This is a genomic window from Streptomyces sp. NPDC058295, from assembly GCF_042880655.1.
Lineage (GTDB): Bacteria > Actinomycetota > Actinomycetes > Streptomycetales > Streptomycetaceae > Streptomyces > Streptomyces coriariae.
Map to the genome: position 1 here is coordinate 120,734 of NZ_JBHVYO010000014.1, position 12,158 is coordinate 132,891.

Annotated in this window: 13 protein-coding genes; 8 read left to right on the top strand and 5 right to left on the bottom strand. The window is 73.3% G+C overall.

The genetic code is table 11. From position 1 onward, the window contains the following. Window positions 1–341: 341 nt before the first annotated feature. From ACFVYS_RS17460 to ACFVYS_RS17480, 5 genes are all read left to right on the top strand, one after another. Window positions 342–1,535 (top strand): PotD/PotF family extracellular solute-binding protein, encoded by a 1,194-nt coding sequence (locus ACFVYS_RS17460; RefSeq protein ID WP_389502877.1) that lies wholly within the window; start codon window positions 342–344, stop codon window positions 1,533–1,535. A 120-nt stretch (window positions 1,536–1,655) separates the two neighbouring features. Next, entirely contained in the window at window positions 1,656–2,030 is a 375-nt protein-coding gene (locus ACFVYS_RS17465; RefSeq protein ID WP_389502879.1) for a sortase-dependent protein, read from the top strand. Beyond that, a complete protein-coding gene (locus ACFVYS_RS17470; RefSeq protein ID WP_389502881.1) occupies window positions 2,027–2,647 on the top strand; it encodes a class F sortase in 621 nt (206 codons plus the stop codon). The genes ACFVYS_RS17465 and ACFVYS_RS17470 overlap by 4 nt, the downstream gene beginning before the upstream one ends. Then, window positions 2,644–3,144, top strand: coding sequence for an RNA polymerase sigma factor (locus ACFVYS_RS17475; protein WP_389502883.1), 501 nt, complete (start codon window positions 2,644–2,646; stop codon window positions 3,142–3,144). The genes ACFVYS_RS17470 and ACFVYS_RS17475 overlap by 4 nt, the downstream gene beginning before the upstream one ends. Beyond that, window positions 3,128–3,658 (top strand): hypothetical protein, encoded by a 531-nt coding sequence (locus ACFVYS_RS17480; protein WP_389502885.1) that lies wholly within the window; start codon window positions 3,128–3,130, stop codon window positions 3,656–3,658. The genes ACFVYS_RS17475 and ACFVYS_RS17480 overlap by 17 nt, the downstream gene beginning before the upstream one ends. 13 nt (window positions 3,659–3,671) lie before the next feature. Here the strand turns inward: ACFVYS_RS17480 and ACFVYS_RS17485 are convergent, their stop codons facing one another. Continuing rightward, window positions 3,672–4,823: a serine hydrolase domain-containing protein gene (locus tag ACFVYS_RS17485; protein WP_389502887.1), complete on the bottom strand. Its 1,152-nt coding sequence runs from the start codon at window positions 4,821–4,823 to the stop codon at window positions 3,672–3,674. A gap of 321 nt (window positions 4,824–5,144) precedes the next feature. Between ACFVYS_RS17485 and ACFVYS_RS17490 the strand changes: the two genes are divergently transcribed. Beyond that, entirely contained in the window at window positions 5,145–6,836 is a 1,692-nt protein-coding gene (locus ACFVYS_RS17490; RefSeq protein WP_389502889.1) for a sigma-70 family RNA polymerase sigma factor, read from the top strand. Here the strand turns inward: ACFVYS_RS17490 and ACFVYS_RS17495 are convergent. Further along, on the bottom strand, window positions 6,818–7,177 hold the full coding sequence (locus ACFVYS_RS17495) for a winged helix-turn-helix transcriptional regulator (protein WP_389502891.1): 360 nt from the start codon (window positions 7,175–7,177) through the stop codon (window positions 6,818–6,820). The two genes, ACFVYS_RS17490 and ACFVYS_RS17495, sit on opposite strands and share 19 nt — an antisense overlap. Before the next feature lie 111 nt (window positions 7,178–7,288). Between ACFVYS_RS17495 and ACFVYS_RS17500 the strand changes: the two genes are divergently transcribed. Continuing rightward, entirely contained in the window at window positions 7,289–7,882 is a 594-nt protein-coding gene (locus ACFVYS_RS17500; RefSeq protein WP_389502893.1) for an NADPH-dependent F420 reductase, read from the top strand. A gap of 48 nt (window positions 7,883–7,930) precedes the next feature. Here the strand turns inward: ACFVYS_RS17500 and ACFVYS_RS17505 are convergent, their stop codons facing one another. Further along, entirely contained in the window at window positions 7,931–8,617 is a 687-nt protein-coding gene (locus ACFVYS_RS17505) for a glycerophosphodiester phosphodiesterase (protein ID WP_389502894.1), read from the bottom strand. A 26-nt stretch (window positions 8,618–8,643) separates the two neighbouring features. Further along, the gene (locus ACFVYS_RS17510; RefSeq protein ID WP_389502896.1) at window positions 8,644–9,780 is read right to left on the bottom strand and encodes an adenosine deaminase; all 1,137 of its coding nucleotides are present in this window, start codon (window positions 9,778–9,780) and stop codon (window positions 8,644–8,646) included. Between the two features lie 361 nt (window positions 9,781–10,141). On the opposite strand from ACFVYS_RS17510, the gene ACFVYS_RS17515 reads away from it, so the two are divergent. After that, the gene (locus ACFVYS_RS17515; RefSeq protein WP_389502898.1) at window positions 10,142–11,122 is read left to right on the top strand and encodes a DUF4190 domain-containing protein; all 981 of its coding nucleotides are present in this window, start codon (window positions 10,142–10,144) and stop codon (window positions 11,120–11,122) included. A 423-nt stretch (window positions 11,123–11,545) separates the two neighbouring features. On the opposite strand, the gene ACFVYS_RS17520 is transcribed toward ACFVYS_RS17515, so the two are convergent. Continuing rightward, entirely contained in the window at window positions 11,546–12,124 is a 579-nt protein-coding gene (locus ACFVYS_RS17520; protein WP_389502900.1) for an NADAR family protein, read from the bottom strand. Between the last annotated feature and the right edge of the window lie 34 nt (window positions 12,125–12,158).

The window sequence follows — 12,158 nt, forward strand, 5'->3', positions numbered from 1 at the left end:
CGTGACGCTCCGCTGGGTGGGGCGGGTTCAGTCTGCGGGGTCCGCTCTGTAGGTGCGGTGCTGTGCTGTGCTGTGCTGTGCTGTGCTGTGCTGTGCGGTACGGGTGTGGGTGCGGGTGCGGGTGCGCTGTGGCTGGTCGCGCAGTTCCCCGCGCCCCTAGGGGGTTCGGGTGGGCGTGTGGTTTTGCGTGCCCCTTGGGGAGTTCGGCCCTCGGTTCTTGGACCGGGGGCCGTTCCGTTCGCCGTTTGCCGGACCGGTGATCGACAGGGTGTCGGGTCGGGTGCGATGTGGTTGACGCAGCGTCGATTGTTCCGTGCGGGGCCCCACGGCATGCTGACGGCGTGCCCCAGACTCCCTCGCTCTCCCGTGCCGTGTCCCGCCGTTCCCTGCTGCGCGCGCTCGGGGGGACCGTCGCCCTCGGCGGGCTCGCCGGCTGCGGGGTGCCCGCCGCGTACGTACGGCCGGGCGATCGCGCCGGGGCCGACCTCTCCGCCGACGACAAGCGGCTGACCTGGGCGAACTGGCCGCTCTACATCGACACCGACGACGAGGACCCCGACCGGCGGCCCACGCTCGACGCCTTCCGCGAGAGCACGGGCATCGCCGTCGACTACGTCGAGGAGATCAACGACAACGACGAGTTCTTCGGCAAGATCAGCCCCGCGCTGATGAACCATCAGCAGACCGGCCGCGACCTGATCGTCATCAGCGACTGGATGTGCGCCCGCTTCGTCCGGCTCGGCTGGGTGCAGGAGATGGACCGGGCCGCGCAGCCCCACGTCACCGAGTACCTCGACCCGCTGCTGCGTTCGCCCGCCTTCGACCCCGGACGCGCGTGCACCGTGCCGTGGCAGTCCGGCATCACGGGCATCGCCTACAACCGGCGGAAACTGGGCCGGGAGATACGCAGCGTCTCGGAGCTGTGGGCCGACGACCTCAAGGGGCGGGTGACGCTTCTGTCCGGCCTGGACGAGGCGTTCGCGCTGCTGATGCAGGGCAACGGCGTGGACGTCACGAAGTGGACGGCCGACGACTTCCACCAGGTCTGCGACGAGGTGGAGCAGCAGGTCGGCCGCGGCCAGATACGCCGTTTCACCGGCAACGACTACACCAAGGACCTGGTCAGCGGCGATGTCCTGGCCTGTCAGGCGTACTCGGGCGACGTCATCCAGCTCCAGGCCGACAACCCCGACATCCGCTTCGTCGTGCCCGAGGAGGGCGCCGAGCTGTGGGCGGAGTCCCTGATGATTCCCAACCTCGCCCGGCACAAGGCGAACGCCGAGAAGCTGATCGACCACTACTACCGGCCCGAGGTCGCCGCCGAGCTCGCGGCCTGGGTGAACTACGTCTGCCCGGTCCCCGCCGCACAGGCGGTCCTCGCCGACTCCGACGACGAGGAGACGGCCGCCCTCGCGGAGAACCCGCTGATCTTCCCGGACGCCGAGATGCGGAAACACCTCGCGATCGCACGTGACATCACCTCCACGGAGCGCCTGGAGTTCGCCAAGCGATGGAACGCGATCGCGGGGCTCTGACGGCGGCTTTCCGGGGTCGTGGGCTGCCGATCGGGACTTTGCCAGTTCTTTACAACCCACTGCCCGGCTGTCTCGTCTCTTCGCTCGATCCGTCAACGGACCGAGGAAAGAGAGCGATTCATGCGACTCATGCCGCGAACGGGCCTTGCCGCCCTGGTAGTTGTGGGCACCGCCCTGTGGATGGGCGCGGCGCCCGCGCTGGCCGACGGCGGGACGCCGACACCCGGCGCCACCACCGCGGACCGCAGCGCCACACCGGCCCCCACCGAGGCGGGCGGCGACGCGAGCACGGTCCCCGCCCCGGCCGATGCCACCACGGCTCCGTCCGCCGTTCCGAGTCAGGTCGGTGTGGTGCCGCGGGGCGGTGCCGACACCGGGGTCGAGGAGCCGTCCGAGAGCCGCGGCGGGCTGATCGGCGGCAGCGCGGCAGCGGTGGCCGCGGCGGCCGGCACCGGCTTCTACGTCGTACGGCGCCGGAGGGCGACCGGCGCATGAGCCCGCTCTCCAGGCGCGCCCTGATCCTCTCGGCCCTGGCGGCGCCGCTGGTCGCGGGCTGTGCCGGCGATCCGGCCGAGCCGGCTGCCCCGGGCGGCGCCGCACGTACGCCGGGCACCTCCGCGGCTCCCTCCGTCCGGGCGGCGCGTCCCCTCGCGCGCTCGGTGCCGGTCGGGCTGCGGATTCCGGCGATCGAGGTCGACACCCCGGTCATGCGGCTGGGGCTGGCCGCCGACGGCACCGTGGGCGTGCCTCCGGTCGAGGAGCACGACCGGGCGGGATGGTACGAGAACTCACCGACGCCCGGACAGACCGGCCCGTCGGTGATCCTCGCCCATGTCACGGTCGGCAGCTACGGGGACGGTGTCTTCCGGCACCTCGACCGGCTGCGCCGGGGCGACCGGATCGGGGCGCGTCTGGAGAACGGCACGACGGCCGAGTTCGCCGTCACCGAGGTGACGACCGTCGACAAGGCGGAGTTCCCGACCGAAAAGGTCTACGGGAACGTGGACCGCCCCGAACTGCGTCTCATCACGTGCGGCGGCCCGCGCTCCGGCGACGGATACCGCGACAACGTGATCGTCTTCGCCGCCCTGACTCCCGCGGGAGAACGTTGAAACGGCCTGCTCGGTCCCGTGAGAGGGCGGCGTCCGAGTTGTTCGCCGCCCTCTACCCGCGCCTCGCCGGCTGGTGCCGCCGTCTCGTCGACGACGACGAGACGGCGCACGAGATCGCCTCGGAGGCGTTCACCCGGCTCTGGGCCCGCTGGACGGCCGTCGCGGAGCCCCAGGGGTTTCTCTTCGTCACCGCCGCCAACCTGGTCCGCGACCACTGGCGCAAGCTGGAACGCGAGCGCCGGGCCCTGCGCCGGGCCACCGTCGAGGCCGCCGTCGCCGCGCCCGCCGAGCCGGCCGACCCCTCGGTGCGGCTGCTCGTGCAGTCCCTGCCCGACCGGCTGCGCGTCCCGATCCTGCTGCACTACTACGCTGACATGCCGATCCGGGAGGTGGCCGTGCTGACCGGGCGCAAGGAAGGAACCGTCAAGGCCGACCTGCACGCGGCCCGCGAACTGCTCCGCGCCCACCTGAGGAGAAGCCTTGATCACACCCACTGACGACTTCGACGACGGACCGGACCTCGACCCCGACGACCCCCTCACCGTCATCCTGGGGCCCGTCCCCGGCCACCTCGGCCCGCCGCCCGGCCGTTACGAGGAGATCCGCCGCGGCGCGGTCCGCCGCCGGCTGCTGCGTACCGCGGCCGGGGTCGGCGCGACCTGCGCGATCGCCGCGCTCGCCGTGCTGCTGCCGTTGCGCCTGGTGGCGTCCGACGCGCCCACGCGCCCGGTGGTGCCGCTCGCACCGCCGTCGGTGAGCGGTCCGTCCACCGTGCCCCCGCCCTCGGCCTCGCCCTCGCCCGTACCGGGTACCGAGCGCCCTACCGAGGGGGCTTCGACCCCGGCCCCGGATCCGCGGACGTCGACTGCGCCCGTCGGCACCGCTGCCCCGACCATCGGCAGCGACGGTCGTAGCGCCTCGCCGGAACCGACCACGGCGAGCGAACCGGGCACCTCCTCCGCGGCGCGGCCCACCCCGTCCGTCGAGCCGTCGGAGGGCTCGCCGGAGTGAGGCTGCCGCGCCGTCACTTGAGTGCGGCCATGGCGATGCGCTGGGCCACCGGGTTCATGCCCTCGCCCTTGGCGTCGGTGGAGTTGACCGAGTAGACGAGGGTGCGGTCGAGGTTCCGGGTGCCGGCGATCAGCGCGTTGTAGCCGTAGCGGCCGCCCGACTTGAGCCAGTAGACCTTCCCCTCGTACGCGAAGCGCTGGAGGCCCGCGCTGTAGGTGGCGCCGTCGATGTGCGCGGGGACCGTGAACATCTCGCGCAGTTGGGGCCGGGGGACGATGCGGCCCCGGAAGAGCGAGGTGAGGAGGCGTTCCAGGTCCGCGGTCGTGGAGATCATGTCGCCGGCCGCGAACCGGTCCGCCTGGTTCCACTCGGTGACGTCCACCAGCTCCGTCGTCCCGTCCGTCTTCTTCACCGCCTGGTAGCCGCGGTTGTGCGGGCCGGCGATGCGCGGGTCGGTGCCGGGAAAGTACGTGTTTTTCATGCCCGCGGGCGCCAGGACCAGGCGGGTGGCCTCGGACGCGTACGACCGGCCGGTCACCTTCTCGATCAGCAGGCCCAGGACCGTGTAGTTGATGTTCAGGTAGTGCTGTTGCGTGCCCGGACGGAACTCCGGCCCCTTCGCCGCCGCGGAGACCACGACCTGCTGTGGGGGCAGCGTGTCGAAGCGGTGCGCGTACACCTCCTCGAAGGTGGTGCCGAGGCCGTCGCCCGCCGGGATGCCGCTGGTGTGGTTGAGCAGTTGCCGTACGGTGATCGGCCGGAACTTCCCGCCGAGCAGGCCGGGCAGATAGTGCTGGACCGGCGTGTTCAGGTCGATGCGCCGCTCGGCCGCCAGGCGCAGGACGGCCGCCGCCGTCACCACCTTGGTCGTCGAACCTGCCCGGAACCGGGCGTCCGGGTCGGCCGGTGCGGCGCTCGGCAGGTCGTGCACGCCCGCGCTGCCGCGCCAGGTGCCGTCGGCGCCGCCGACCCGGACGAGCGCGGCGGTCGCGTCCTGGTCCGGGAGCCCGGTGAGCGCGGCGGTCAGCGCTTTGACGTCGAGGGTGTTCGCATGGTGGGCCGAGGCCGGCGCGGGCGTCGCGAAGGCGGGCGCGGCCAGCGGGCCCGCGGCGAGGACGGCCACCAGGGAGGCGGCGAGGACCGTGGTGCGACGGCGAGCGTGCACAGGGGCTCCAGAGGAAGGGGGGCGGAGGGTTCGAGAGGATCTTCCGCCGGGATGCGACCGCCGCGGATCGTCGCCGAGGAGGGTGCCCGACCCTGGGGAAACCCTGAGCAACTGGCTTGCTGCTTGAGGAAGTTGCTCGGGGTGTCCCCTAGGGGTGCCGGACGGGTGTGGGCGGGGGGCCGACGTGGGCGCCGGTGTCTGTGCCGGATTCCGCGCCGGTCCGGGTGGTGAAAAGTGTTATCCGCGGCCCGTTACGGCCGTCTCCCTGGATGTGATCTGCGACCTTGCCAACAGCGGGGTCCCGGCTGAGAGGGTGCGGGCATGAGGACGTACGCCGAGGCCGGCCGGCACTGGCGTGCCACCATCGCCGACGCGCAGGCCGGCGACCGGCGGGCGCTGGACGAGTTGGTGGCGGGCTGGCTGCCGCTGGTCTACAACATCGTCGGCCGCGCCCTGAACGGCCACGCCGACGTCGACGACGTCGTGCAGGAGACCATGCTGCGCGCCGTCGACAACATCGGCTCGCTGCGCGACCCCGACAGCTTCCGCTCCTGGTTGGTCGCGATCGCCATGCGGCAGATCCGGGACCGGGCCCGCCGCAGGACACCACAGCGCCTCGACGAGAGCCTGCCGCCCGCCGAAGCCGCCGACTTCGCCGAACTCACCGTGCTGCGGCTCCAGTTGGCGGGGCAGCGGCGCGAGGTCGCGGAGGCGGCGCGCTGGCTCGACGACGAGGACCGGCAGTTGCTGTCCCTGTGGTGGCTGGAGGTCGCGGGCGAGCTCACCCGCCGCGAGCTGGCCGCGGCCGTCGGTATCAGCCGGCAGCACGCCGCCGTGCGCGTCCAGCGGGTGAAGGAACGCCTGGAGATCTCCCGGGGCATCGTCCGCGCCCTCGACGGGGCCTGCCCCGACCTGCGCGACCTGACCGCCCGCTGGAACGGCCGGCCGGACTCCGTGTGGCGCAAGCGGCTGGCCCGGCACATCCGCGGCTGCGGCTACTGCGGCGACAGCCGTGAGTCCGTCGTACCGGCGGAACGGCTGCTCGTCGGGATCGCGCTGGTCCCGTTGCCGGCCGGCTTCACGATCTCCCTCGCGCTCGGCGGCAAGACGGCCGCCGCGGCCACCGGCACGGCCTCCGTCGGCTGGTCCGCGAAGGTGCTGACCGCCCTCACCAAGCCGGCCGTCGCGGTCACGGCCGGCGCGACACTCGCCGCGGGCGGCGCCTACGTCGTCGTACAGACCCCCGACGATCCGCCCGCACGGGCGGCCGTGGTCCCCACGGCGGCGAGCGCGCCCGCCACCGGGCCGTCCTCCGCCCCCGGCCCCTCCGCCTCGGCCGCGCCGTCGGCATCCCCCTCGGCGTCGGCGAGCGAGCGCAGGACGGCCCGGTACGGGAGTGTCGTCGACGCCGTCGACAGCGCGCCCGATCCGGACACCCCGCCCGCCGCCCTGCCGGAGCGGCCCGCGTCCGGCGTCACCAGCAGCGGCGGCGCGCACGCCACCATGAACCACCGCGGGGACGGCGTGACGCTCAGCGGACAGGGCTATGTCCTCGTGCGCTGGCAGATATCGCCGCAGTACCGGTCCGGCGCCCTGGTCATGCCGAGCTGGACGGGGCTGAAGGGCAAGCTCTTCCACGTGGCCTCCGGCGGCGGCCGTCGCATGGACGACCCCGTCAGCGCCACGGACACCACCGCCACCGGGATGGGCAGCAAGGCCACCGGCTACATCGTCCTGCCGTCCGGCACCCAGCAGATGTGGCAGAACGAGTACTTCTACCTCGTCGGCAGCGTCACCCTCACCGTGAACGAGCGGGGTGCCGACTACGGCCTCAACGTCTTCCCGACCACCTGGGACGCCGTGGAGAAGGACGTCACGAGCGGTCCCGGCCAGGGCTCCGGGCGCTACGGCCTGGTCCGTGACACCGGCGAGGACGACACACCGGTCCCGCAGTACGTCACCCGTGAGACGCCGGCCGACCCGGCGACGGTCCCTCAGGCCTCGCGCCTGTAGCGGTCCTGGGCCCGGGTCACCTCGTCCCCGTGGTCATGGGCCCAGATGCCGAAGGCCTGGATCGGCGGGAGCAACGTCCGTCCCAGGTCGGTGAGTCCGTACTCCACCCGCGGCGGCGACCCGCCGTACGCCTGCCGCGTGACGAGCCCGTTGGACTCCAGTCTGCGCAGCGTCTCCGTCAGCACCTTCTGGCTGATTCCGCCGATGCGTGTCCGCAGCTCGCCGGGGCGTCCGGGGCCGTCCTTGAGGGCCCAGATCACCACCGGGTTCCAGGTGTGGGAGACGAGGTCGAAGGCGAGCCGGGTCCGGCAGTCGGCCAGGAACGCGAGGTCGGGGTTCACGTACCGAATGGTGCCTGAACGGCTTCCTACTGTCGTGGGAGATCCAGGGAACGGGCGATCCGCGGAACGCCGATCCATGGCACGGCGATCCGTGGAACAGGAGGAGGAACCATGCGCGTGGGAATTCTCGGTACGGGCGGAATGGCGGATGCGCTGGGCACCCGGTGGCGGCGGGCCGGACACGAGGTGGTCGCCGGCGGCCGCTCGGGAGGGCTGCGGGCGGCGGCGGAGGCGGGGACGGACGCGGTGCTGCTCGCGGTGCCGTACCAGGCCGTCGTCGAGGTGGTCGGCGGGCTGGAGGAAGCCCTGCGCGGACGGGTGCTGATCGACTGCACCAATCCGGTGGGCCCGGATTTCGGACTGCTCACGGCGGACGGCCCGGCGGCGGCCGAACGCATCGCCGCCGCCGCGCCCACCGCGCACGTGGTGAAGGCCTTCAACCTGTGCCACGTCGACGTCTGGCGACTCGACCCGCCCGTCTTCGACGGCCGCCCCCTGGCGGTCCCGCTGTGCGGGGACGACGAAGCGGCCCTGTCCGTCGTACGCCGGCTCGTCCGCGACCTGGGCTGCGAGCCGCTGAACGCGGGAGGACTCGACAGGGCCGGTCTGCTGGAGGCGACGGCGGCGCTGCTGATCCGGCTGTGGCTGGGGGAGGGCGCGGACGCCCAGGCGATCTCACCGCCGCTGGCGTACGCGGCGGGTTAGGCCCTGTCGTGTCGTGCGGATCAGCCACAGGATGCCGACGACGCGCGGTCAGCCCTGCTTGCGCAGAGCCGTCAGCACCTCGATCCGGTTGGTGGTGATGGAGTCGACGCCCAGGTCGATGAGCCGGCGCATGGAACGGCGGGTGTCGGGGGTCCAGACGGAGAGCAGGTAGCCGTCGTGGTGCACGCGGGCGGCCAGATCCCGGTCCACCAGGGAGAAGCGGTAGTTGAGCCAGCGCGGCTTCACCGCGTCGAGCAGCGCGGGCCGCGGAGGCGCCAGGCTGGTGCAGGTCAGGGCGATCTCGGCGGACGGATCGGCGGCGCGTACGGCGAGCATCGCGCCGGCGTCGGCGCAGTAGTAGACCCGGTCCGCCGCCCCGGCCTCGCGGACGGCGTCCACGATCCGCCGTGCCGTGCGCACGTCCCGGGTCCCCGGCAGATCGAGCATCAGCCGGCTGCCTTCGGTCGCCGCGAGCGCCTCCGCGAGGGTCGGCACCGCGCCGGCCGTCAGCCCGCGCACCTCGGCGGCGGACAGCGACAGCAGCGGCCGGTCCTGCTCCCACAGCCGCTTCAACGTCGCGTCGTGCAGCAGGACGGGTACGCCGTCCCGGGTGAGCCGTACGTCGCACTCGACGGCGTCCGCGCCCCGGTCGAGCGCGGAACGCAGCGAGTCGACGGTGTTCTCACGGAAGCGATAGGGGTCGCCACGATGGGCCACGGCAGTCACGTTGTGCATGGGCCCATTGTGGCGGCCGCCGGTCCTCAGGGAGCGAGCCAGCCCCTCGTGTAGGCCTCGATCTCGGCCCGGATGCGTGCCTTGCCGGCCTCGTCCAGGAAGGACGCGTCGACCGCGTTGCCGGCGAGGGCGGCGAGGCCCCGCTCGTCGAGGTCGAGGAGGCGGGCGGCGACCGCGTACTCGTTGTCGAGGTCGGTGCCGAACATGGGCGGGTCGTCGGAGTTGATCGTGACCAGGACGCCGGCCCGCACGAACTCCTTGATCGGGTGCTCGTCGAGGGTGCGGACCGCGCGCGTGGCGATGTTCGAGGTCGGGCACACCTCCAGGGCGATGCGGTGCTCGGCGAGGTGCGCGAGCAGCTTCTCGTCCTGCGCGGAGCTGGTGCCGTGACCGATGCGCTCGGCGCGCAGGTGCGTCAGCGCGTCCCACACCGTCTGCGGTCCCGTGGTCTCGCCGGCGTGCGGCACCGACCGCAGCCCGGCGGCGATCGCCCGGTCGAAGTAGGGCTTGAACTGCGGGCGCGGTACGCCGATCTCGGGCCCGCCCAGCCCGAAGGAGACCAGCCCCTCGGGACGGATCCGGTCGTCGGTGGCGAGCCGCGCCGTCTCCTCGGCGGCCTCGAGACCGGCCTCACCGGGGATGTCGAAGCACCAGCGCAGCACGGTCCCGAACTCCGCCTCCGCCGCCTTGCGGGCGTCCTCGATGGCGTCCATGAAGGCGAGTTCGTCGATGCCGCGCCTGGTCGACGAGAACGGGGTGATGGTCAGCTCGGCGTACCGCACCTGCTGGCGGGCCAGATCCCGGGCGACCTCGTACGTCAGCAGCCGGACGTCCTCGGGGGTGCGGATGAGGTCCACGACGGACAGGTACACGTCGATGAAGTGGGCGAAGTCGGTGAACGTGAAGTAGTCGACCAGGGCCTCGGGGTCGGTCGGCACCTTGGAGTCGGGGTGCCGGGCGGCCAGCTCGGCGACGATGCGGGGGGAGGCGGAGCCGACGTGGTGGACGTGCAGTTCGGCCTTGGGCAGCCCGGCGATGAAGGCGTGCACGTCACGGGCTCCGGCCGCGGCCGCAGCGGTGGGACCGGCGGGTGCGCCGGAGACGGGGGAGCCTGGGCCGGGGGAGCCGGGAGCGGCGGCGGATGCGTCGAAGCGGTCGGTCATGGGGTCCTCCCCGGGACGGCGCCCCGGGCCGAGCGGGCCGGACGGGACGCGGGTGATCGGCTGATCGATGAGTCGGGATCATCGTAGGCGGAGTGGGCGGGAGACGACCGCCGGCCTCGCTCACGGCATGAACCCCCGCCCACCGCCCACAGCGCCGGCCGCCGCCCAGCCGCCGCCCAGCGCACCGGCCGCCGCCCACCGCAGCGGCCGCGGGCCGTAGCATGACGGAACGTACGCAGGGCGGAACGGTGTACGGACAACGGAACGCAAGCGGAAACGCAAGCGGGAACGCGCGGGACGGTACGCGCGGGACCGAACGCCTGGCGGAACGCGGGGCAGAGGCGACAGAGGGGATCCACGCATGTCCGACGACGCGCCGACTCCGGCCGGTGACGCCGCCCATGACCCGTGGCCCGCGCCCGCTTCCGACGCGGCGGACGGTCCGCGGGACGCGGCTCCCAAGGTGCCGTTGGACAAGGGCAGGACGGACACGGGCCCGACGGACACCACGGGCACGACAGGCATCACGGGCGCGACAGACGCGATAGGCACGACGGGCGCGACAGACGCGACAGGCACGACGGAGAACGGTTCCGGCTCCGTCGGGTCCCCGGCCGCGTCGAACCCCTGGGCCGCCCCGGGTGACAGCGCGCGGAGCGGGGCGGGTTACACCGTCGCCGCGAACGAACCGCTGACCCACGCCCCCGGCGCTCCCTCCGTCCCCTCGGACCAGGTGCCGCCGGCCGTTCACGACCAGCGGACGGTCACCGCGCTGCCCGGCGTGCCCCCGCCGCCCGCGGACGTCACCCCGCAGCCCTGGGCCACCCCGTTCGGGAACCCGCCCGTGAACGGCCCGTTCGGTGCCTTCCCGCCGCCCCACCCCGGCACGGCGGCGGCAGGCGGCCCGCCTTTCAACCCCATCGACCCCATCAACCCCTTCGCTCCCCCCGGTGCGGGCGGGGCGGTGCCGCCGCCGCCCCTCGCGCCCTACGGGCCCGGACAGGTCCCGTACGGATATCCGGGCGGCTACGGCTACCCGGGCCAACCCCACTACGGGGGTGGCGTTCCGGGCCCGTACGGCTGGCCCGGCGGGGCGGTGGACCGCAACGGCATGGGCATCGCGGGGATGGTCCTCGGGATCGTCGCCGCCGTCGGCTTCTGTATGTGGCCGCTGTCCATCGTGCTCGGCATCCTCGGGATCACCTTCGGCGCGGTCGGGCGCGGGAAGGCCAGGCGGGGCGAGGCCTCCAACCCCGGTCAGGCGCTGGCCGGGATCATCTGCGGAAGCGTGGGCATCCTGCTCGCGATCGGCCTGGGTGCGCTGCTGATCGTGCAACCCTGAGGCCCCGGCGGGCGCGGACGCGGCGCCGCCGGCCGCACTTCAGGCAGCGCCGGCACCGCAGGCCGAGCAGCGACGCTCAACGCAGCCGCACCTCACGCTGAGCAGCGACGCTCAAGGCGGCCGCGACTCGGGCGGCGCCCGGCTTCAGGCCGCAGCCGCGCCTCAGACGAGCAGTGACGCTCAAAGCAGCAGCGACTCAGGCCGAGCAGGAAAGCCAACGCAGCCGCGACTCGGGCAGCAGCGGCACCGCAGGCTGAGCAGCGACGCTCAAGGCAGCCGCGTCGCGGGCAGCGCCCGTTTCAGGCCGCAGCCGCGCGGCAGGCCGAGCAGCGACGCCCAAGGCGCCCGAGCCTCAGGCCGCAGCCGCACCTCACGCCGAGCAGCGACGCCCAGGGCGGCCGCGACTCGGGCGGCGCCCGCGCTTCAGGCAGCGCCCGCGCCTCGGGCTGCCGCTCGCACTCTCTCCCGGGCCTCCATCAGTGCGAAGCCCAGCAGGTTCGGCCCGCGCCAGCGCTGTGGATCCATCGCCGCCTCGTCGTCCGCCGTCAGGCCGATGCCCCATACGCGGTCCATGGGGCTCGCCTCCACCAGCACCCGCTCGCCCGTGCTCAGCAGGAACGCCCGCAGCCCGGGGTCCGAGGCGAACTTGTGGACGCTGCCCTCGACCACGATCCGGAACCGCTCCCGCTGCCAGGTCGTCTCGTCGAAGCCGCGCACCAGCCGCCCCTCCTTCTTCGCCTGGGCGGGGGAGGCCGCGGCCAGCGCCCGCCGCTCCGCTTCCGCGTCCTCGAAGAGGCGGGCCTTGCCTGCCATCATCCAGTGCTCGGCCGTCGCGTAGGTGACCCCGTCCACCACGAAGGGTGACGGCCACCACTGGCTCAGGCAGCTCGACCCCAGCCGGCCGTCGGGCCGCGGCCGGTGCCCCCAGAAATGCAGATACTTGATCCTCGCCCCGGCCCGGACCTGCCTGACCAGGGCCTCCTGGCAATCGATCTTCTCCATGCACGCGAGTCTGGCACGCGCCACTGACAGTGCG

Excerpts from the sequence above, each read along its gene's own strand:
- ACFVYS_RS17465 (WP_389502879.1), top strand. The coding sequence starts at position 1,656 with ATGCGACTCATGCCGCGAACGGGCCTTGCCGCCCTGGTAGTTGTGGGC.
- ACFVYS_RS17470 (WP_389502881.1), top strand. The coding sequence starts at position 2,027 with ATGAGCCCGCTCTCCAGGCGCGCCCTGATCCTCTCGGCCCTGGCGGCG.
- ACFVYS_RS17490 (WP_389502889.1), top strand. The coding sequence starts at position 5,145 with ATGAGGACGTACGCCGAGGCCGGCCGGCACTGGCGTGCCACCATCGCC.
- ACFVYS_RS17500 (WP_389502893.1), top strand. The coding sequence starts at position 7,289 with ATGCGCGTGGGAATTCTCGGTACGGGCGGAATGGCGGATGCGCTGGGC.
- ACFVYS_RS17505 (WP_389502894.1), bottom strand. The coding sequence starts at position 8,617 with ATGCACAACGTGACTGCCGTGGCCCATCGTGGCGACCCCTATCGCTTC.
- ACFVYS_RS17510 (WP_389502896.1), bottom strand. The coding sequence starts at position 9,780 with ATGACCGACCGCTTCGACGCATCCGCCGCCGCTCCCGGCTCCCCCGGC.
- ACFVYS_RS17515 (WP_389502898.1), top strand. The coding sequence starts at position 10,142 with ATGTCCGACGACGCGCCGACTCCGGCCGGTGACGCCGCCCATGACCCG.
- ACFVYS_RS17520 (WP_389502900.1), bottom strand. The coding sequence starts at position 12,124 with ATGGAGAAGATCGATTGCCAGGAGGCCCTGGTCAGGCAGGTCCGGGCC.